This is a genomic window from Caulobacter sp. 602-1 (assembly GCF_003931565.1).
Classification (GTDB): domain Bacteria; phylum Pseudomonadota; class Alphaproteobacteria; order Caulobacterales; family Caulobacteraceae; genus Caulobacter.
In genome coordinates this window covers 109,208-129,820 of record NZ_RRYI01000002.1, presented here as the reverse complement: position 1 = coordinate 129,820, position 20,613 = coordinate 109,208, and the positions used below count along the sequence as shown (strand labels likewise).

19 protein-coding genes are annotated in these 20,613 nt (G+C 68.4%); 10 read left to right on the top strand and 9 right to left on the bottom strand.

Annotated elements, in window-relative coordinates; all coding sequences use genetic code 11:
* Window positions 1-84 precede the first annotated feature (84 nt).
* The 3 genes from EIK80_RS05365 (at window position 85) to EIK80_RS05355 (ending at window position 3,653) form a co-directional block, all read left to right on the top strand.
* Complete coding sequence (locus EIK80_RS05365) at window positions 85-333, top strand: hypothetical protein (RefSeq protein WP_125155960.1); 249 nt, start codon at window positions 85-87, stop codon at window positions 331-333.
* Between the two features lie 171 nt (window positions 334-504).
* Entirely contained in the window at window positions 505-1,230 is a 726-nt protein-coding gene (locus tag EIK80_RS05360; protein WP_125155959.1) for an alpha/beta fold hydrolase, read from the top strand.
* 131 nt (window positions 1,231-1,361) lie between these two features.
* Window positions 1,362-3,653 carry a TonB-dependent siderophore receptor gene (locus EIK80_RS05355; protein ID WP_233586448.1) on the top strand — a complete coding sequence of 764 codons (2,292 nt, stop codon included), beginning with the start codon at window positions 1,362-1,364 and terminating at the stop codon, window positions 3,651-3,653.
* A 90-nt stretch (window positions 3,654-3,743) separates the two neighbouring features.
* On the opposite strand, the gene EIK80_RS05350 is transcribed toward EIK80_RS05355, so the two are convergent.
* From EIK80_RS05350 to EIK80_RS05330, 5 genes are all read right to left on the bottom strand, one after another.
* A complete protein-coding gene (locus EIK80_RS05350) occupies window positions 3,744-4,490 on the bottom strand; it encodes a response regulator (protein WP_125156613.1) in 747 nt (248 codons plus the stop codon).
* A 174-nt stretch (window positions 4,491-4,664) separates the two neighbouring features.
* A complete protein-coding gene (locus EIK80_RS05345) occupies window positions 4,665-5,759 on the bottom strand; it encodes a hypothetical protein (RefSeq protein WP_125156612.1) in 1,095 nt (364 codons plus the stop codon).
* Window positions 5,760-6,060: 301 nt separating this feature from the next.
* Entirely contained in the window at window positions 6,061-7,743 is a 1,683-nt protein-coding gene (locus EIK80_RS26995) for an ATP-binding protein (RefSeq protein WP_370450196.1), read from the bottom strand.
* Between the two features lie 217 nt (window positions 7,744-7,960).
* On the bottom strand, window positions 7,961-9,247 hold the full coding sequence (locus EIK80_RS05335; protein WP_125155957.1) for an adenylosuccinate synthase: 1,287 nt from the start codon (window positions 9,245-9,247) through the stop codon (window positions 7,961-7,963).
* 123 nt (window positions 9,248-9,370) lie between these two features.
* A complete protein-coding gene (locus tag EIK80_RS05330) occupies window positions 9,371-9,994 on the bottom strand; it encodes an acyloxyacyl hydrolase (RefSeq protein WP_125155956.1) in 624 nt (207 codons plus the stop codon).
* Between the two features lie 146 nt (window positions 9,995-10,140).
* Between EIK80_RS05330 and EIK80_RS05325 the strand changes: the two genes are divergently transcribed.
* From EIK80_RS05325 to EIK80_RS05305, 5 genes are all read left to right on the top strand, one after another.
* Complete coding sequence (locus EIK80_RS05325) at window positions 10,141-11,118, top strand: threonine/serine dehydratase (RefSeq protein ID WP_125155955.1); 978 nt, start codon at window positions 10,141-10,143, stop codon at window positions 11,116-11,118.
* Window positions 11,119-11,210: 92 nt separating this feature from the next.
* Window positions 11,211-12,404 (top strand): DSD1 family PLP-dependent enzyme, encoded by a 1,194-nt coding sequence (locus EIK80_RS05320; protein ID WP_125155954.1) that lies wholly within the window; start codon window positions 11,211-11,213, stop codon window positions 12,402-12,404.
* Window positions 12,405-12,447: 43 nt separating this feature from the next.
* The gene (locus EIK80_RS05315) at window positions 12,448-14,103 is read left to right on the top strand and encodes a M28 family metallopeptidase (RefSeq protein ID WP_125155953.1); all 1,656 of its coding nucleotides are present in this window, start codon (window positions 12,448-12,450) and stop codon (window positions 14,101-14,103) included.
* A gap of 152 nt (window positions 14,104-14,255) precedes the next feature.
* Window positions 14,256-15,644 (top strand): L-serine ammonia-lyase, encoded by a 1,389-nt coding sequence (locus tag EIK80_RS05310; protein ID WP_125155952.1) that lies wholly within the window; start codon window positions 14,256-14,258, stop codon window positions 15,642-15,644.
* Window positions 15,645-15,853: 209 nt separating this feature from the next.
* A complete protein-coding gene (locus EIK80_RS05305; protein ID WP_233586445.1) occupies window positions 15,854-16,603 on the top strand; it encodes a DUF72 domain-containing protein in 750 nt (249 codons plus the stop codon).
* Window positions 16,604-16,633: 30 nt separating this feature from the next.
* Here EIK80_RS05305 and EIK80_RS05300 read toward each other — a convergent pair whose 3' ends face one another.
* From EIK80_RS05300 to didA, 3 genes are read right to left on the bottom strand one after another with little or no spacing between them, the layout of a single operon-like run.
* Complete coding sequence (locus EIK80_RS05300; protein ID WP_125155950.1) at window positions 16,634-17,419, bottom strand: DUF1295 domain-containing protein; 786 nt, start codon at window positions 17,417-17,419, stop codon at window positions 16,634-16,636.
* 60 nt (window positions 17,420-17,479) lie between these two features.
* The gene (locus EIK80_RS05295; RefSeq protein ID WP_125155949.1) at window positions 17,480-18,481 is read right to left on the bottom strand and encodes a dipeptide epimerase; all 1,002 of its coding nucleotides are present in this window, start codon (window positions 18,479-18,481) and stop codon (window positions 17,480-17,482) included.
* Window positions 18,482-18,528: 47 nt separating this feature from the next.
* On the bottom strand, window positions 18,529-18,735 hold the full coding sequence (gene didA, locus EIK80_RS05290) for a DNA damage-induced SOS-independent cell division inhibitor A (protein WP_125155948.1): 207 nt from the start codon (window positions 18,733-18,735) through the stop codon (window positions 18,529-18,531).
* A gap of 134 nt (window positions 18,736-18,869) precedes the next feature.
* Here didA and EIK80_RS05285 point away from each other — a divergent pair, with 134 nt between their 5' ends.
* The gene (locus EIK80_RS05285; protein ID WP_125155947.1) at window positions 18,870-19,178 is read left to right on the top strand and encodes a polyhydroxyalkanoic acid system family protein; all 309 of its coding nucleotides are present in this window, start codon (window positions 18,870-18,872) and stop codon (window positions 19,176-19,178) included.
* A gap of 1 nt (window position 19,179) precedes the next feature.
* Here the strand turns inward: EIK80_RS05285 and EIK80_RS05280 are convergent, their stop codons facing one another.
* Window positions 19,180-20,037 (bottom strand): sigma-70 family RNA polymerase sigma factor, encoded by an 858-nt coding sequence (locus EIK80_RS05280; RefSeq protein WP_125155946.1) that lies wholly within the window; start codon window positions 20,035-20,037, stop codon window positions 19,180-19,182.
* Window positions 20,038-20,133: 96 nt separating this feature from the next.
* On the opposite strand from EIK80_RS05280, the gene EIK80_RS05275 reads away from it, so the two are divergent.
* Window positions 20,134-20,607, top strand: a complete 474-nt coding sequence (locus EIK80_RS05275) for a carboxymuconolactone decarboxylase family protein (RefSeq protein ID WP_199743390.1) — start codon at window positions 20,134-20,136, stop codon at window positions 20,605-20,607.
* The last annotated feature ends 6 nt before the right edge of the window (window positions 20,608-20,613 follow it).

The window sequence follows — 20,613 nt, the reverse complement described above, 5'->3', positions numbered from 1 at the left end:
GCGGCGAATTTCAACCCATTGCGGACTCCTAGACGCCCTTGCTGCTTGAAGCTGCTAAGGACAAGCTAGCCTCGCGGAGGCGACATGCTGCGGAATTTTATCACGCTCGGACTGGTCGGCGCATTCTTCATGGCGATCGGCATCGCCTTCACGTTCCCGCTTTCGGAGTACACCTCTCTCCGAACTTGGCTGATCGCGATCGGCTGCGTCGCCGGTGTCTTCGTCGTCTCTGGCTTGTTTTCGATGATCTGCACGCTGCTTGCGGGCCGTGATCGTTGGGGGCGCTGGCGGGAAATCGACATCGGCAATATCCAATTTCCACCCCTTCCGTAGGTTTGGTCTTCAGCGTTTGGCACCCGTGTGTTGGGACGACCGCAATCCACCCCGAACAGACGATGGGCAGGTCTGCTATCGGACGTCTGCGGCCGGCTTTGCTTGTATCGGTGCGCTCCCCCATCTCCGGACGGGAATGCCCGAGCTTTTTATGGTGCTATGAGCACGGCAATGACCGACACGACCGCTCCCCTCCCCCAGTTGATCCTGCTGCCCGGTCTGCTGAACGACTCCGAGCTGTGGCGCGACCAGATCAGCGGCCTGGCTGATGTCGCGCGGATCTGGGTTCCCGACCTGACGCCCTACGCCACGATCCGCGAGATGGCGCAGAGCGTGCTGGAGAAGGCCGAGCCGCGCTTCGCCCTGGCCGGGTTCTCGATGGGCGGCTACGTGGCCCAGGAGATCGCCCGGATCGCGCCCGAGCGCATCGAGCGGCTGGCCCTGCTGGACACCTCGATCCGCGTCGACACGCCCGAGCGCGCGGCGCAGCGCCGGGCGCTGAACAAGGCCGCCGCCAAGGGCGGGACGTTCCTGGGCGTCGGCCAGGCGATCATGAAGAGCTATGTCGACGCCTCGCGCCTCGACGACGCCGACCTGACCGGCCGCATCGTCGACATGACCCAGCGCCTGGGCCGCGAGGTGTTCCTGCGCCAGAACAGCCTGGAGCGCGAGGACGGCGAGGCGGCGCTGCGCGCCCTGCGCGTGCCGCTGGTGGTCATCGTCGGCGAGAACGACCAGATCACCCCCGCCGAGGGCCACCGCGCGATGGCGGCGGCGATCGGCTGCACGCACCTGCTAGTCATTCCCAACACCGGCCACATGGCGCCGATGGAGGCGCCGGGGCCGGTCAACGGGGCGCTGCGCCACTGGCTGGGAAGACCAGCCGGGACGCGTTAGCGCAGACGCGCCGCGCGACCTTCAAGATTCTGAGACAAAACTGTCAGGGAAACATCGCCTCCCAAAACTATGCCGACCCCGGGCTGTCCAAGCGCGCTGCTCAAGAATGCGCGACGAACAAGGGGATACTGATGAAGAAGACCATGCTCTTCGCGCTGGCGGCCTTCGGGCCGCTGGCCCTGGCGTCTGTCGCCGCCGCCGCCGCGCCCGAGGACGCGCCGATCGCCACCGCCGAAACGCCGACCCTGGCTTCGGAAGTCGTGGTCCAGGCCAAGATCGCCTATCGCAACCGCAGCGAATCGACCGCCCCGGTTCTCGACTATGGTCTCGACTACTTCCAGCGCTTCGAGCCGCTGACCGTCGGCGACGCCCTCAAGCGCGTGCCCAGCGTCTCGTTCCTGTCGGACGTGCTGGAATCGGACGGCGTGCGCCTGCGCGGCCTCGATCCGGCCTACACCCAGATCCTGATCAACGGCGAGAAGGTCCCCGGCTCGGGCTCCAGCTCGGGCGCGTTCGGCAGCGGCTCGGACCAGGCGTTCTTCGTCGACCGCATTCCGGCCGAGCTGATCGACCACATCGAGATCGTCCGCAGCAACAGCGCCAACCGCAGCGGCGACGCCGTGGCCGGCGCGCTGAATATCGTGCTGCGTGACGCCATGAAGCTGGACGGCGGCTATGTCCGCGTCGGCGCCCTGCACTTCGACGACAAGCGCGTGCGCGAGACCTATGGCGCGGTTTGGGGCGGACAGGTCGGCCCCGGCCGCTTGCTGGTCGGCGCCAACGTCCAGGGCCGCCGCAATCCGAAGGAAAAACTCAGCCTGCGCTACGACGAGCCGGGCGCGGCCCTGAACAACAACGAACTTCAGACCGACAAGCGCAACGGCACCGACAGTTCGTTCAACATCGCCTACGACGTGCCGGTCGGCGCCGGCCAGCTGTCGGTCAACGGCTTCTACGTCCACACCGACCGGTACCAGAACGAAGACTCGATCGAGTACAACACCGGCAACAACGTCAACGCCAACCTGTCGAGCATCAACGACAACGACGTCGACATTCAGCAGGACAGCTACGCGCTGAACGGCAAGTACAAGTTCCCGATGGCCGGCGGTGAGACCAGCATCAAGCTGGGCTACGCCTCGTTCGAGAACAACGAGTACGAGTTCGAGTACGAGACCGAATATCTGCGGGACTCGACCCCGTTCCCGGACGGCGACCGCTTCACCGGCGACCGCGCCAAGACCCGCATCGCCGACGACGAGGTCTCGGCCAAGCTCGAGCACAAGCGCGACCTGACCGACAGCGCCAGCCTGGAGTTCGGCGTCCAGTACGAGGGCAAGCGTCGCGACGCCCACGTTCAGGAAGTTCCGCGCAATCGCTATAACCTGCCGGCCGCTTCGCCGCCCGCCTTCCGCCCCTATGGCGTGGTCGGCAGCGCGCGCCTGGAGCAGACCCGCATCGACCCCTACATCATGGCGTCGGGCCGCTCGAACGGCGTGAAGTGGGAAGCGGGCCTGCGCTACGAGACCACCGACGTCACGATCGAGGACTACGTCCTGAGGACCAAGACGGACAAGGACTACCAGATCCTGCTGCCGTCGGCCTCGGTGCGCTACAACCTGTCGGGCGCCGACCAGATCTACGCCTCGGTCGCCCGCACGGTGCGCCGTCCCAGCTTCCAGCACCTGTCGCCGGTGCTGCTGGAGGAAGAGCTGGGCTCGAACGACTTCGTCGGCAACCCGAACCTGGATCCGGAAAAGGCCTGGGGCCTGGACGTCGGCTACGAGCGCCGCATGGGCCGCGACGGCGTGTTCGGGGTCAATGTCTTCTATCGCGACGTCAAGGACCTGATCGAGCTGACCAACACCGGCGTGCGCGGCTCGGCCGATGATCCGCCGGATGACATCGCCTGGGTCTATTCGGCCCGCAACACCGGCGACGGCAAGGTCTACGGGATCGAGTTCGACCTTTCGACGCCGCTGTCGTTCATCGGCCTGGATAACACGGGCGTATTCCTGAACTACTCGTACCTCGACTCCGAGGTCAGCGACGAGTTCGGCAAGCGCCGTTTCAACAGCCAAGCCGAGTCGGTGTTCAACGTCGGCTTCATCCAGGACATCCCGTCCTTCGGCGCCGCGTTCGGCGTGACCTATCGCAAGCAGGGCGAGGCCTACAGCCGCGTCGTCGGCGAGGAGGTCACCACCACCTACGGCGCCGACCTTGAAGCCTTCATCGAGAAGCGCATCGGCAAGAACATGGTCGTGCGCCTGACCGGCTCGAACCTGCTGGACGCCAACAAGCGCGAGACGTTCAACAAGTTCACCACCCTGGCCAGCCAGCAGACCCGCGACTTCGACGAGTACGAGCTCGAGCGCGAAAAGGCTGGTCCGGTATTCCAGCTGGTCGCCCGCATGGCGTTCTAGGGGACCGACAACCTGAAACGAAGAAGGCGGCGCCCGCGAGGACGCCGCCTTTTTTGTTGTTCCCCCTGCCCCGGAGAGGAAGGAGCCCCCCTAGGCCGCCCGACCCGTATCCTCGCCGGCCATGAAGCCCATCAGGGCGTCGATGCGCTTGACCAGTTCGACGCGGGCCGCGGGACCGGCCAGGTCCGCGCCCATGCAGGTTTCCAGCGCCGCCGCGGCCTGGACCAGGCGGCTGTCCTTGACGAACTCGCCGACCTTGCGCAGCTCCACCGCCTGGGCGACCAGCGCGCGGCGGGCCTGGGCCGGATCGCTGTCCAGCGCGGTGGCGGCGGATTTGACGATGCGCAGGGCCTGGGACAGGCGCGCCGCGGGCGTGCCGGCGCCGTCGGCCTTGCGCTTGCGCGGACCCTTGTAGTCGGCCGAGTTGAAGCGGCGGCGGTCGGGACCGACATAGGCCACGGCCTCGATCCAGTCGCGCGGCTTCAGGGTCACCGCTTCGAGACGGCGCTCCAGGTCGCCCAGATTGAACGGCTTGCGCATGAACTCGTGCACCCCGGCGTCGCGGGCGCCGAAGATCGCTTCGGCGGTGGCTTCGGCCGTGCACATGATCACCGGGGCCTCGCGGCACATCAGGTCGCTGCGACGGATCTTGCGGGTGAAGGCCAGGCCGTCGACGCCGGCCTGGTTGTGCTCGACGAAGATCAGCTGGGGGTCGGTGGCGCGGGCCATGGCGTAGCCCTTCTCCGCCGACGGCGCGGCGAAGATCTGCACCCCGCCCAGGGGGCGCAGGTGCTCGGCCAGCAGGCGCGCCGTCGCCGGATTGGGATCGACGACCATGACGCGCTGCACCTTGGCGGCGACACGCTGGATTGTGCGGACGTTACCGTCGAACACGGACGACAGCCTCCTCGAAACTAGACCCCGACGAATAGACCCAGATTGTAAAAATCCACTTATAATCGCGAGGCGATCAACCGCGTCGGTTTATCGCGCTGGTTCGGCGCCCAGCCCCTACACGCCCAAGGGAACCGACAGGCCGGCCTCGAAGTCCATCAGGATATCGATGGCCTCCTCGACGTCGACCGTCAGCGGCTCATCGTGAGGGAAGCGATAACGCCAGTAGCTGGAGATGTGCGAGATCACCCCCACCCGCTCGCCCAGCGACAGGAACATCTCCGGCGCGCGCAGCAGGAAGTCGCGGAAGGCCGTGGGCCGGCCGTTCTCGATCAGATCCTCGAACGCATCGTCATAGACCTTCAGCGTCCGCAGGATCGCCGAGCGCTCGACCAGCACCCCGCCCTGCAGGCGGCGGCGGGAGTCGTCGACGAACTTGGCGGTCTCGGCGTCCTTGTTGCCGGTGACGATCAGGCGGCCGATTTCTTGGCCCACCGTGGTCAGTTGCGGCCACAGCTTGGTCAGCATCCATTTGTAGTAGAGGAAGCCCTTCCAGCTGAAGACGCCTTCCTTGAAGCTCTCGCCCTCCATGACCAGGGTGTCGCGCAGCGGCTCCAAGCGTTCGTCGACATCGGTCGACAGCAGGGCCTCGACCAGGCGCGCGGCGTGGGCGCGGCCGACGCCGCCGGCCCCGCGATAGGCCAGCTCGATCAGCCGCGAGATTTCCAGGGTCACGAAGCCCTGCATGTTCTCGTAGTCGGCCGTCGACAGGGCGAAATAGCAGTTGGCGACCAGCACCCCGTGGCGGCGCAGGTGCTCGCGCAGCAGGAACGGATCCAGCGACGGCAGCACGTCGATCATCCGCAGGGTGGCCAGATCCCGGCTCATGTCGCCCGAGGCGTTGCAGGCCTCGATCACCAGGTCGGCCCAGCCGCGCTGGCCCACGAACACCGACTGGCCGCCCAGGCCCAGGTCCTTGCGGTCGAACGGAATGATGATCTTGGTCGCCGTCGGCCGGGCTTCGTCGAACAGGTAGATGTCGTCGTTGCGCAAGCGGTGCTTCAGCACGATGGCGGTGTTCAGGGTCCGGTTCCGGAACAGCGGCGCCTGGGCGTATTCGGGCCGGTGGGCGCTTTCGGCCTCGACGGCCAGCAGGTTCAGGACGCGGCTGGTCGAGGCCGTGCGCTCCAGGGCGCGCAGGCTGCGCATCATCCGATCGGCCTTATGGACCGGCTTCAGCCTCCGGCGACGCGCGAGTGCGGACACGAAACCCCCTGTGTAGACAGGTCGTCATAAGGCCCGGATGGCTAACAAACGCTAACCAAACAGTGTTCGCTCAGTCGCACGCAACCGAAAGTGGGGACGAGGCTGGGGTTCGTCCCCAGGTCCCGCCTGGTGGGGCCACGTGGCCGGATCGGAGATCACGCTCTGGGCGCTCTACCCGTGCTCGGCGCCCTCTGCCTTGCTGGAACACCTGAGGACAGCCTTCCCACCGGCGCGCCCGGGATAGACGCTAGCTCGCGGCCTTCAGCGCTTCGGGCGCCGTCGCCGCGCCGCGCAGCCTGGCCACCGTCATCAGCAGACCAGCCGGCTGGATCGGCTTGGGATGGGCGTCATCGAAGCCCTGGGCCATCAGACGCTCGGCGTCGCCGACCATGGCGTCGGCGGTCAGGGCCACCACCGGCAGGTCGATCCGGCCGCCCTCGCCCGCGCGGATGCGGCGCACGGCCTCGACGCCGTCCATCACCGGCATGTGGACGTCCATCAGCACGACGTCGAAGTCCTCGACCCGCAGGCGGGCCAGGGCCGTGTGGCCGCTGGCGGCGGTCGCAACCTGGACTCCCGCGGCCTCCAGGATGGCGCGGGCCACGGTCTGGTTGATGGTGTTGTCGTCGACGACCAGCACGCGCGCGCCGGTCAGGTCGGCGGCGACGTCGCCATCCAGCACGTCGTCCGGCGCCGTGGCGGCGGCCAGCGGCAGGCGGGCGGTGAAGGTCGAGCCCTGGCCCGGCGTGCTCTCGACGCCGATCTCGCCCCCCATCTGCTCGGCCAGACGCCGGCAGATGGCCAGACCCAGGCCGGTGCCGCCGAACCGGCGGGTGATCGTGCGGTCGCCCTGGACGAACGGGGTGAAGAGCTGGTCGACCTGGGCGGCGTCCATGCCCACGCCGGTGTCGGAGACGGACAGGGTGATCCCCTCGCCCGCTTCACGCCCGCACGGCGCGACGCGGATGACCACCCGGCCGGCGTCGGTGAACTTCAGGGCGTTGGAAATCAGGTTGCGCAGGATCTGGCGCACGCGGATGTCGTCGCCCGCCAGCCAGGTCGGCGTCGCCGGATCGATCTCCACCGCCAACTCGACGCCCTTCAACAGCGCGGTCTCGCGCCAGACCAGGCGGATCTGGGAGACCGACTTGCGGATATCGAACGGCGCGACGTCCAGGGCCAGCTTGCCGGCTTCGACCTTCGACAGGTCGAGGATGTCGTTGAGGATGGTCATCAGGCCGTGGCCCGACTGCTCGATCATCTCCAGATAGCCGCCTTGGCGCGCGTCCAGGTCGGTGGCGCGCAGGGCATGGGCCATGCCCAGCACGCCATTCATCGGGGTGCGCAGTTCGTGGCTCATCATCGCCAGGAAGGCCGACTTGGCGCGGCTGGCGTCCAGGGCCTCGGCCTCGGCGCGTTCCAGGGCCTGGGCGGACTTGCGCATCACGCGCACCGCGTCGATGGCGTAGCCGATCAGGCCCGCGATCGTCACGAGGACCACGGCCTTGTCCCAGACGGTGAAGCGCTTGGCCACGAGGCCCACCAGGATCAGGGCGCCGAACGGCCCGGGCAGGATGGCGAGCATGGCCGCCCAACTGACCGTGGCGTATTTCAGCCCCTCGACCACGAGCCCGAACAGAATGAGCACGGCGGCGAACTTCATCGCTATCGGACCGTGCACCGCGCTCAGGCCGGCCATGATCGACCAGGCCAGCGTGAAGCAGGCCGGCGGCCCCACCCGCAGAGCCAGCGGCGTGCGCCCGGTCTGGCGCGGTTCGAAGACCATCTGCAGATAGACGAGCCAGCCTTCAAGGACGAGATTCACCGCGCCCCAGGCCAAGGCCGGCCCGGCGCCGAAGTGAAAGGTCAGCAACCCGCCCACCAGGGCGGTGACGGCCAGGCGCGCGACGCGGCTGCGCCGACTCATCATGAGCGAAGCGCCTTCGCGTCCGTCGTCGAGAAAGTCTCTCAGCCCCACCCGCCGTCCTCTCCCGGTAGTTCTCGCGGCGGAACTTGGGCGAACAAGGTTCACAATCGTTTACGATGTGAAAGCCTGTCCGCCTTTTTCGGCGGCGGGCCCCCGCCGTGGGTAGGGCGCCCGATGGACGGTGACCCTATCCCTGGAAGGGGGCGCGCATCAGGCCCCGCTACCCCTGGAAGGGGTCGCGCATAAGGATGGTGTCGTCGCGCTCGGGGCTGGTCGACAACAGGGCGACCGGCGCGCCGATCAGTTCCTCGACCCGGCGCACATACTTGATGGCGTTGGCGTTGAGGTCCTTGAACGAGCGGGCGCCGGCGGTGCTTTCGGTCCAGCCGGCGATCTCCTCGTAGACCGGCGTGGCCGCGGCCTGGTCGCGCAGGCCGGCAGGCAGGTAGTCGACGACCTTGTCGCCGATCCTGTAGCCGACGCAGATCTTCAGGGTCTCCAGCCCATCCAGCACGTCCAGCTTGGTCAGGGCCACGCCGTGGATGCCGTTGATGGCCACCGACTGGCGCACCAGCACCGAGTCGAACCAGCCGCAGCGACGGGCGCGGCCGGTGTTGACGCCGACCTCGCGGCCCACGGTCGACAGGTGCTTGCCGACCTCGTCGAACAGCTCGGCCGGGAACGGGCCTTCGCCCACGCGGGTGGTGTAGGCCTTGACGATGCCCAGCACGAAGCCGGTCGCCGCCGGCCCCATGCCCGAGCCGGCCGAGGCCTGGCCCGCCACGGTGTTGGACGAAGTGACGAACGGATAGGTGCCGTGGTCGACGTCCAGCAGAGCGCCCTGGGCGCCCTCGAACAGAATCTTGCGGCCGGCCTTGTGGGCCTGGTCCAGCACCCGCCACGCCGGCTGGGCGTAGGGCAGGATGCGCGGGGCCAGCGCCATCAGGGCGTCGAACAGCTCTTGCGCGCTCGCCTCCGGCAGGTTCAGGCCGCGACGCAGGGCGCCGTGGTGGCTGAGCAGGCGCTCGATCTTCGGCTTCAGGGCTTCCGGATCGGCCAGGTCGGCGACGCGGATGGCGCGGCGGCCGACCTTGTCCTCATAGGCCGGACCGATGCCGCGGCCGGTGGTGCCGATCTTCTGGGTCGAGGCGGCCTCGCGCGCCTGGTCCAGGTCCTTGTGCAGCGGCAGGATCAGGCAGGCGTTGTCGGCCAGGATCAGCAGGTCGGGGGTGATCGCTACGCCCTGGTCGGCGATCTTGTCGATCTCCGAGAGCAGGTGCCAGGGATCGACCACGACGCCTGTGCCGATCACCGACAGCTTGCCTTGGACGACGCCCGAGGGCAGCAGGGCCAGCTTGTAGACCTTGCCGTCCACCACCAGCGTGTGGCCGGCGTTGTGGCCGCCCTGGAAGCGCACGACGACATCGGCTCGGTTGCTGAGCCAGTCGACGATCTTGCCCTTGCCTTCGTCGCCCCACTGGGCGCCGACAACGGTCACGTTTGCCATGGTGGAGATATGCCTTGTCGCCTGCCGGGTGACGTCGCGGGGTCCTTCGACAGGACTCGACCCCGGACGTTCAATCAGTTTTGGGCGGCGCCGCGCGATCGGTCAAATCGACCCCGCGCGAAGTCAGAAGGCGTAAACCAGCCGAACCCCCGCGTCGTCAAGCCCCTGGTTCTTCCCTTGGTGGAAGATCTGGCCGTTCGACAGGTGGGTGTAGGACAGCTCGACCGACAGCTTGTCGCTGACCTGGTAGCCCAGGGCCAGCTCCGGCTCGAAGAGCACGTGCGAGCCGAATTCGATGCGGTGATAATAGAGATAGGTGCGGCGCGCCCGCTCCTCGTCGCTGAGGCCTGGCGCGTTGGCCGGCGGCAGCTTGGCCTTGCCGTCGGTATAGGCCAGGCCCATGCCGGGGCGCAGGTAGAAGCCGCCCGGCTGGCCGAAATCCACCTTCCAGTCGAAGCCGGCGGCCACGAAATTCGAGGTGTTTTTGGTGTTGATCGACACCATCGTGTGGACCTGCGGCTTGCCGAGCCAGCGCAGGTTTTCCAGCTTGTCGGTGCGGTAGCCAAGGTGGATGTCGGCGCCGCCCTCGCGCCCGGCGGCGCCCAGGCCCACGGCCTTACCGATGAAGGTCACGTCGTGCTTGTAGACCCCGACGAAGGCCTCTCCGGCCATCGCTGGAGCGGCGAACCCCAGCCCCGCGCCCCCAAGCGCGAGGGAGCCCAAGGCGGCGAACATGGCGGTCTTCATCGAGTTGTCCTGAACAGATTGCCCAGCCCTATATGGAGCGAACGGTCATTGTCGCAAAGTGTTTCAGGCGCGGCCTTTCGAATGGCTGCGCCAGGATGCGGCGGCGGCGCTTCAAAAGCGCGGCCGCAACCCCTAGACCAGGGGGCATGACCATCGCGCTCACCGACATCCAAGCCGCCGCCGGACGCCTGAAGGGCCTGGCCGTCGAGACCCCGCTGATCGAGAGCCCCGCGCTGAACGAACGCCTGGGCGGGCGGATCTTCCTGAAGCCCGAGACCCTGCAGCGGGCCGGGGCCTTCAAGTTCCGGGGCGCCTATAACCGGCTCAGTCAGTTGAACGACGCGGAGAAGGCGCGGGGCGTCGTGGCCTTCTCGTCCGGCAACCACGCCCAGGGCGTGGCCCTGGCGGCCAAGCTGCTGGAGATCCCGGCCCTGATCGTCATGCCGTCGGACTCGCCGGCCGTGAAGGTCGAGGGCACCCGGGGCTTCGGGGCCGAGATCCGCTTCTACGACCGCTTCACCGAGGACCGTGTCGCCATCGCCGACCAGATCGCCGCCGAGCGCGGTTGCACGGTCGTGCCGTCCTACGACGATCCGCACATCATCGCCGGACAAGGCACGCTGGGGATCGAGATCGTCGAGCAGGCCCGGGCCCGAGGCGCGGAACTGAACCGCGTGCTGTCGCCGGTCGGCGGCGGCGGCCTGATCGCCGGGACCAGCACGGCCGTGAAGGCGCTTTCTCCGTCCACGGAGGTCTGGGGCGCCGAACCCGCCGGCTTCGACGAGACCCGCCGCTCGCTGGAGAGCGGCCGGCGCGAGACCATCGACAACGACGCCCGCTCGTTCTGTGACGCCCTGCTGACCCCGATCCCGGGCGAGCTGACCTGGGCGATCAACAGCAAGACGCTGAGCGGGATCGCCGCGGTCACCGACGCCGAGGTGGCCGAGGCGATGCGTTACGCCTTCTCGGTGCTGAAACTGGTCGTCGAACCCGGCGGCTGCGTGGCCCTGACCGCGGCGCTGACCGGAAAGATCGACCTGAAGGGCAAGGCGGCGGCCATCGTGCTGTCGGGCGGAAACGTGGATCCGGGGTTGTTCGCGCAGGTGCTTCAGGGCGAACTCTAAGCAACATAATCCTTGTCTTCCCGGACGCCTCACGGAGGCTCTCCGCTTCGCTGCGGCCGGGATGAGATGACAAGAGGAGGATTGGGGACGACATGAAACTTCCAAGCGCCGAGCACCTCCCCCAGACGCCTCTCCTGGTCGTCGACCGCGCGGCGCTGACCCGCAACCTCGCCCGCATGCAGGCCCTGTGCGACGCCGCCGGCGTGCGCCTGCGGGCCCATGGCAAGACCCACAAGTGCTCGACCCTGGGCCGCCTGATCATCGAGGGCGGCGCCGTCGGCCTGTGCTGCCAGACGGTGGGAGAGGCCGAGGCCTATGTGACCGGCGGGATCACCGACGTCCTGGTCACCGCCCCCGTCCCGCCCTGGGGACCGCCGCGCCTGGCGGCCCTGGCCAAGACCGGCGCGACCGTCGGCGCTGTCGCCGACGACGAGGGCCAGATCGACCGCCTGTCCGACGCGGCCGTCGCGGCCGGCGTCACGCTGGATCTGGTGGTCGATCTCGACCTTGGCACCCACCGCGCCGGCGCCTATCCCAAGGACGCCCTGAAACTGGCCCGCGCCGCCGACGCCGCGCCGGGTCTGCGGTTCGCGGGGATCCAGGCCTATCTCGGCCATCTGCAGCACATGGACGACCTGACCTTGCGCAAGACCGCCGCCGAGGCCGCCTTCGCCACGCTGAAAGCCCTGGTCGCCGAACTGACCGCCGCCGGCCTGCCGCCGCCGGTGGTGACGGGCGGCGGCACCGGAACCCACGTCTTCGACCTGGCCTCGGGCGTCTATACCGAGTTGCAGGCCGGGTCCTACGCGGTCATGGACGTCGAGTACGACGCCTGCGGCGCGCCGGACGGCCAAGCCTGGGCGTTCGAGCCGGCGCTGTTCATCGCCTCCACCGTGGTCTCGGCCAACCACAAGAGCCACGTCACCGTCGACGCCGGCTTCAAGGCCGTGTCGATGGACGGCCCGCCGGCCCGGGTGGTGGCCGGCGCCGCGCCGGGCTCCCTCTGGCGGCCGATGGGCGACGAGCACGGCATGATCGCCCACCCGGCCCTGATCGACGTGCTGAAGGCCGGCGGCCGCGATCCGCTGGGCTTCGACCGCGCCGTGGCCGACGCCGACGCCGATCCCGACCGCGCCATCCCCGCCGATGCGCCCAAGGTTGGCGACCTCGTCTGGCTGCAGCCTGGCCACTGCGATCCGACCATCAATCTCTATGACGCCCTGCATGTGTGGGACGGCGAAAAGCTGGAACGCTGGCCGGTGGACGGCCGCCGGGTCTCCCTCTAGGGTCCGCGCCCAACGACAAGATCTGCTCCTGGAGGGGCTTGAGATGAAACGCCTGCTGCTCGCCACCGCCCTGATCGCCGCGCCCATGCTGGCGCACGCGGCGGACGCGCCCAAGATCGACCCCGCCAGGCTTTCGGCTCACATCAAGGTGCTGTCGTCCGACGCGTTCGAGGGCCGAGGCCCCGCCACCGAGGGCGAGAAGAAGGCCGTCGGCTACATCGTCGACCAGATGAAGGCCATCGGCCTCTCCCCCGCCGGCGACCTGCAAAAGGACGGCAAGCGCGCCTGGACCCAGAACGTGCCGCTGGGCAAGTTCGAGATCGCCGGCCCGGTCGCGGCCAGCGTCACGGTCGGCGGCGAGAAGCAGGCCTTGACCCAGGGCGAGCAGGTCGCCATCCGCGCGGCCATGACCAATGTCGACAGCGTCTCGATCAAGGACGCCCCGCTGGTCTTCGTCGGCTATGGCGTCAAGGCGCCGGAGCGCAACTGGGACGACTTCAAGGGCATGGACCTGAAGGGCAAGGTCCTGGTCGTGCTGATCAACGATCCGGACTTCGAGACAGGTTCCGGCGATTTCGGCGGCAAGGCCATGACCTATTATGGCCGCTGGACCTACAAGTACGAAGAAGCCGCGCGCCAGGGCGCGGCCGGCGTCCTGATCGTCCACGAAACCGCTCCGGCCTCGTACGGCTGGAACACGGTCAAGAACTCCAACACCAACACGATGTTCGACATCGTCCGCAAGGAGCCGGCCAAGTCGCACCCGTCGATGGAAGCCTGGATCCAGCGCGACGTCGCCGCCGATCTCTTCAAGAAGTCGGGCCTGGATTTCGACGCCCTGAAAAAGCAGGCCCAGACCCGCGACTTCAAGCCGGTGGTGCTGAAGGGCGCGACCTTCTCGGCCGACTTCAAGGTCAAGCACGAGGTCATCACCTCGCACAACGTCGCCGGTCGCATCGTCGGGACCAAGTTCCCCAACGAGACCATCATCTATAGCGGCCACTGGGACCATCTGGGCGTCGGCGCGCCGGACGCGCGCGGCGACAGGATCTATAACGGCGCCATCGACAACGCCGACGGCATCGCCGCCCTGCTGGAACTGGCCCGCGCCTTCAAGAGCCAGCCCGCGCCCCAGCGCTCGATCCTGTTCCTGGCCGTGACCGCCGAGGAAAAGGGCCTGCTGGGCTCGGAATATTACAGCGCCAACCCGCTGTTCCCGCTGGCGACCACGGTCGGCGACATCAATATCGACGCCCTGTCGGCCGCCGGTCCGGCCAAGGACATCGGCACCTCGGGCGACGGCAAGGTCGACCTGCAGGACATGCTGGTCGCCAAGGCCAAGCTGCACGGCCGCTATTTCACGCCGGATCCCGTGCCGCAGGCCGGCCACTTCTACCGCTCGGACCACTTCCCGTTCGCCAAGCGCGGCGTGCCGGCCATCTCGATCGGCTCGGGCAACGACCTGGTGAAGGGCGGCAAGGAAGCCGGCGAGAAGGCCGAGGCCGACTACACCGAAAAGCGCTACCACCAGCCGGCGGACGAATGGTCGGCCGACTGGGACCTGTCGGGTCAGGCCATGGACCTGGGCCTCGTCTACGAGATCGGCCACGACCTGGCCAACAGCCGCGTCTGGCCGCAGTGGCAGGCGGGCTCGGAGTTCAAGGCCCTGCGCGACAAGACCGCCGCGCAGCGGAAGTAGAGCTCGTTCAAACGCTCCAGCCTTGTCATCCCGGCCGGAGCGCAACGTAGAGCCGGGACCCAGGGGCCGCCGCACTGCCGCCCGCCCCTGAGTCCCGGACAGCCTCTTCGAGGCTTCCGGGATGACAAGCTGTATCCGCGAAGTTTTCTGACATGACCGCCTCCGTCTTCGACCTCTTCAAACTCGGCGTCGGCCCGTCGAGCAGCCACACCATGGGGCCGATGACGGCCGCCGGGTTGTTCGTCGGGCGGCTGCGCGAGGCGGGTAAGCTGCCCGACGTGGCCCGGGTCGAGGTCCGGCTCTATGCCTCCCTGGCCCTGACCGGCCGAGGCCACGCCACGGACCGCGCCGTGATCCTGGGCCTGATGGGGTTCGTCCCTGCCACGCTCGACCCCGACGCTGGCGAGGCGGCTTTGCTGGAGACAAAGGCGACGCAATCGCTGTTCCTGGACAGCGAGATCGACATCCAGTTCGACGAGGCCCGCGACATCGTCTGGCTGGGCCATGAGCGCCTACCTCAACACCCCAACGGCTTGACCTTCACAGCCTTCGATCGTTCGGGCTTTCCGATCGCCGAGCGCACCTATTTCTCGATCGGCGGCGGCTTCGTGCGCGACGAGCGCGAGATGGGCAGCAACGCGCCGCCGGAGGAAGGCCCCGCCGTCCCCTTCCCGTTCGAGAGCGGCGCCGACCTGCTGGACCGCGCCGCGCAGGCCGGCCTGACCATCGCCCAGGTCATGGCCGCCAACGAACTAGCCCGGATGGACGAGGGGGCGATGAACGCCGGCCTCGACCGCATCTTCGGGGCCATGGAGGCCTGCATCGATCGCGGCATGCGCCAGGACGGCGTCCTGCCCGGCGGCCTGGCCGTCAAGCGCCGCGCCCACCAGATCCACCAGACGATCCTCGGCCGGATGGAGCGCCAGATGAGCGACCCGCTGGCGGCCATGGACTTCGTCAATCTGTGGGCCATGGCGGTCAACGAGGAGAACGCCGCCGGCGGCCGCGTCGTCACCGCCCCGACCAATGGCGCGGCGGGCCTGATCCCGGCCGTGCTGCGGTTCTTCGTGCGCTTCCACAAGGGCGGCCCCGAGCAGATCCGGGTGTTCCTGCTGACCGCCGCGGCGATCGGCGCGCTCTACAAGCGCAACGCCTCGATCAGCGGCGCCGAGGTCGGCTGCCAGGGCGAGGTGGGCGTGGCCTGCTCGATGGCCGCCGCCGGCCTCGCGGCGGCCCTGGGCGGCACCAACGCCCAGATCGAGAACGCCGCCGAGATCGGCATGGAGCACAACCTTGGCCTGACCTGCGACCCGATCGGCGGCCTGGTGCAGATCCCCTGCATCGAGCGCAACGCCATGGGCGCCATCAAGGCCATCGACGCCGCGCGCCTGGCCCTGCTCGGCGACGGCCAGCATTCCGTGTCGCTCGACAAGGTCATCGCCACCATGAAGCGCACCGGCGAGGACATGAACGAGATCTACAAGGAGACCTCGATGGGCGGTCTGGCGGTGGGGCTGTCGGTGAACAGAGTGGAGTGCTGAGGGGCTGATCTCTCCTCCCCATTAGGGGGAGGTGGATCGATGCGAATACGCATCGAGACGGAGGGGGCGAACTCCGCTTACGCCGCGTTAGCCCCCTCAGTCGCTCCGCGACAGCTCCCCCGCACCGCGGGGGAGCATCTGCTCAGCGCTTGCCGTCCGCGCTCCTTTTGCTAGGGTGCGCTACCAGAACATCAAGGGAACATCCTCGCATGGGCAAGATCCGAACCGGCATCGGCGGCTGGACGTTCGAGCCCTGGCGCGGGACCTTCTACCCGGACGATCTCAAGCAGAAGGACGAGCTGAAATACGCGTCGTCGAAGCTGACCAGCATCGAGATCAACGGCACCTACTATTCGACCTTCAAGCTCAACAGCTGGCAGAAGTGGCGCGACGAGACGCCGGACGACTTCGTGTTCGCGGTCAAGGCCAGCCGCTTCTGCACCAACCGCAAGGTGCTGTCCGAAAACAACGATTCCCTCGAAAAATTCCTGTCCCAGGGGCTTGAGGAACTGGGCCCCAAACTGGGTCCCATCAACTGGCAGTTCATGGCGACCAAGAAGTTCGACGCGGCGGATTTCGAGGGATTCTTGAAATTACTGCCGAAGGAGCGGAAGGGCGTCCAGCTCCGTCACGCCCTGGAGGTCCGCAGCCCGACCTTCGCCTGCCAGGAATTCTACGACCTGGCCGCCCAGTACGGCGCGGCCATCGTCTACGCCGTCGACGACGAGGAGCCGACCTGGCCCTGCATCGACCAGCCGACGGCGGATTTCACCTACGCCCGCCTGATGTCCAGCAAGCCGGACGAGCCGACCGGGATGACGTCGGAGGAGCTGGACGGGGTGGTGAAGCAGGCCCGGAAATGGGCCGAACGGGGCGACGTGTTCGCCTACTTCATCGCCGGGGCCAAGGTGCGGAACCCCGCCGCGGCGATGGCGCTGATCGAGAAGCTGGGGGCCTGACTCCCTCTCCCATAGGGAGAGCGGGTTTCCTCATGACTTCTTCGGAAACCAGGGCACAAACCCGCTGGTGCGCGCCACGTAGTCCTCATAGCCCGGCTTGGACTTGCGCATCTTGCCCTCGGTGGTCGGCACGCCGCTCCAGCGGGTCAGCAGCACGGTGATCAGGATCGGCCCCGGCAGGCTCCAGGCCCCCAGGCCCGTTTCGGCGGCGATCAGGTACAGCCCCCACCAGACGCAGGCGTCGCCGAAATAGTTCGGATGGCGGGTGTAGCGCCACAGGCCCCGGTCCATGACCTTGCCGGCGTTGGCCGGGTCGGCCTTGAAGCGGGTCAGCTGCGCGTCGCCGATCGTCTCGAACAGAATCCCGACGACCGCCAGGGCCGCGCCCGCGAAGGCCAGCGGTCCCAACGGCCCGCCCTGCTGGCCCAGCTGCACCGGCAGGGCGACGACGAACCCCAGGGCGAACTGCAGCGAGAACACCAACAGCAGGGCGGTCTTGGCGAAGCTCCAGCCGCGATGCGTCTTCGCATGGTCGATCATCGCGACATAGCGCCGGTCGGGCCCGTGCTGGCGCCAGCGCCAGAACAGATAGCCGCCCAGCCGCGCCGCCCACAGGGCGCAGAGCCCTGTCAGCAGCAGGCCATGTGGGCTCGGAGGTCCTTGCAGCAAGGTGCTGCAGGCCAGCAGCGCCATGCCCGGTCCCCACCAGGCGTCGATGAAGCTGACGTCCTTGATCCGCAGACTGATCAGCCAGAGCGCCAGGAAGGCGACCGCTGAAACGGCGGCGTTGATGGCGAGGACGGTGAGCAGCGGCATGGCGAGACCTCGGGTCTGGTCACCAAGATACGCGCCAAACCTCGAAAAAGATTCCGCCCGCTACAGCCAGAGCCCCTCGGCCCCCTTCGCATCACCCCAGAAACCCGGCTTCGGCGGCGTGATCCGGCCGCGCTCGACCCGCAGGCCGCCGGGATGATCGGTCGCCAGCCACCATGGCCCGTCGAGGTCGGCGAAGTCGCTGGCCCCGCCCAGATGCAGCGCCGGCGCGACGCCCAGGGACGAGGCGACCATGCAGCCGGTCATCACCTGGAAGCCCAGCGCCTTGGCCGACTTCAGCATGGCGACCGCCTCGGTCAGGCCGCCGGTCTTGTCCAGCTTGAGGTTCACCGCCTGGTAGCGCCCCTTCAGCGCCGCCAGGTCGCCGCCGACATGGACGGACTCGTCGGCGCACACCGTGAACGGCGGGTCCCAGCCTTCGAGGTCATGGTCGGCGTCGGCCGGCAGCGGCTGCTCGACCAGAGCGATCGGCAGGTCGGCCAGCAGGGATTTCAATCCGTCGAGAATGTCGAAGGTCCAGCCCTCGTTGGGGTCGACGATGAAGCGGGAATTGGGCGCGGCGGCCGCGACAGCGCGCAGGCGGGCGGCGGGGTCCTCGGCCGACAGCTTGATCTTGATCAGCGGCGCGTCGGCCACGGCCCGGGCCGCCGCCCCCATGGCCTCGGGCGTGTCGAGGCTGACGGTCACGGCGGTCACAAGGGCGGAGGGGATCGGCAGGCCGGTGGCGGCGGCCACGCTGACCCCGGTGCGCCTGGCCCGCAGGTCCCACAGCGCCAAATCCAGCGCGTTGCGAGCGGCGCCAGGCGGCAGTGCGGCGCAGGCGGCCTCCACATCGGTCGAGGCCAGGGCCGGCGCCAATTGGGCCAGCACGCTGTCGACCGTCTCGCCGTAGCGGCCATAGGGCACGCTCTCGCCGCGCCCGACGTGGCCGTCAGCCGAGGCGACCGCCTCGATCACATCGGCGGCGGTCTTGACCCCGCGCGAGATGCGGAACGGGGCCTTTAGCGGGTGCGAAACCGGGCGGACGGAGACAGCGATCGACATGCCCGAAGGGATGCCGCGTTTCGCGGTGTCCTACCAGCCCCCCAAAATCACCAGCCCCAGCGACGCGGGATCGGCGAGTCCGCGCGGCGCTCGGCCATCACCTTCAGGGCCAGCGGGCGGTCGACGACGAACAGGGCCAGCCAGACCAGCAGCACGCCGGCATAGTGGATGGCGCCGAGAACGCCGCCCGGACGGCCCGGACGCACGAAGCGGGCCCGACGGGCGAACGGCTGGGTCATGGCGAAGTCGGTCATGTCTTTTCCCCGGTCCGATGAGGGGCCTCATCTGATGACGACGACCTTGGCCTGGCCTTGCGCCAGAATCGGACGTATGCAGCCAGGCTTCGGTTGACCGCGTTTCGCCGAAGGACTTCGAAAGGACCGCCCCCATGGCCAAGACCGTCAGCATCAACATCCCCCACCAGCTGGGCGCGGCCGAGGCCAAGCGCCGCCTGGAGCAAGGCCTGGCGCAGCTGGCCGGCCAGATCCCCGGCGGCGACGCCAAGGGCTTCACCCAGAGCTGGGCCGGCGACGTGCTGAACTTCTCGGCCGTGGCCATGGGCTCGACCATCACCGGCGTCGTCCAGGTGCTGGAGGACCACGCCCGCCTCGACATCAGCCTTCCCGGTCTGCTGGGCATGGCCGCCGGCAAGATCAAGGACGAGCTGTCGCGGCGTGGGCAGTTGCTGCTGAAATAGGCTAGACCATCGCCACTTCGACGGCGTCCAGGCGGGCCGGATCGCCGGCGACGAAGATCTCGACGATCCGGCCGTTTTCGACGCGGAAGTCGAGCACGCGGGTCAGCTGGCCCAGCGGCGCCACCACAGCGCCGATCGCGCCGTCGACCAGGGCCGTGCGGGCGGTCTGGGCCAGGCCGTTGTAGAAATTGGCCACCTTCTCGGCGCCGCGCAGCTCGCGGACCTGACCGCCGCCGCCCAGGACGTCGGAGCGGACCACAACGTTCGGCGCCAGCACGGCCATCAGTCCCGCCAGGTCACCGGTGCGCGAGGCCAGCAGGAAGGCGTCGACCACGCTCTTCTGCGCGGTCTGAGCCGCGTCCAGCGACGCCTCGCCGCCGCGCACCCGGCGACGGGCGCGGCTGGCCAACTGGCGAGCGGCTTCGGGGGTGCGTTCGACGATCGGGGCGATCTGCTCGAAGGGCATGTCGAACAGGTCGTGCAGCACGAAGGCGATCCGCTCGGCGGGGCTCAGGGCTTTCAGCACCACCAGCAGGGCCAGCCCCACGGAGTCGGCCAGGATCGTCTCGCGCTCGACCGCGTCCTCGCCGCTGACCGAGGGCTCGATCCCGCCATCCAGCGCGTCCTCGCGACGGGATTTTCTCGACCGCAACATGTCCAGGCAGACGCGCGAGGTGACCGTGGTCAGCCAGGCCGACAGATTGTCGACGCCGTCGGCGCCCGACCGTGACAACCGCAGCCAGGCCTCCTGCACGGCGTCCTCGGCCTCGGGCAGCGAGCCCAGCATCCGGTAGGCCACGCCGCGCAGACGCGCCCGATCAGCCTCGAAACGGTCGGCCAGGACATTTTCTTGCGGCATCGGTCACATCGCTCCGTCGGGCTTCGTCACCTCTTCGACGAACGCAAGCCGCCGGATGTGACCGGCGGCGTCGCCAAACCGCAAGGAGCAAGACCGATGCAAGCCCGCCAAATGAACGCCAGGATGACCCAGCCCGCTCACCTGCTGCCCGACGCCATGAAGGCGATGATGGCGCTGTCCAGGTCCGCCCATGTCGAGGGCGTGCCGGAAACCCTGCACGAACTGCTGCACCTGCGCGTCAGCCAGATCAACGGCTGCGGCGTCTGCCTGGAGATGCACGCCCGCGGCGCCCTCAAGTCCGGCCAGAGCCCCGAACGCGTGGCCACCGTCGCCGGCTGGCGCGACACGCCCTACTTCACCGAGGCCGAACGCGCCGCCCTGGCCCTGGCCGAAGCCGTGACCCGCGTCGCCGACAAGGCCGATCCGGTGTCCGACGAGGTCTGGGACGAGGCCGCTCGTCACTATGACGAAAAGGCGCTGGCGGGCCTGCTGATCAGCATCTCGGCGATCAATGTCTGGAACCGCCTGAACGCGGCCACGCGTCAGGTGGCCGGGTCGCTGGGGGTCTAGCCCCCA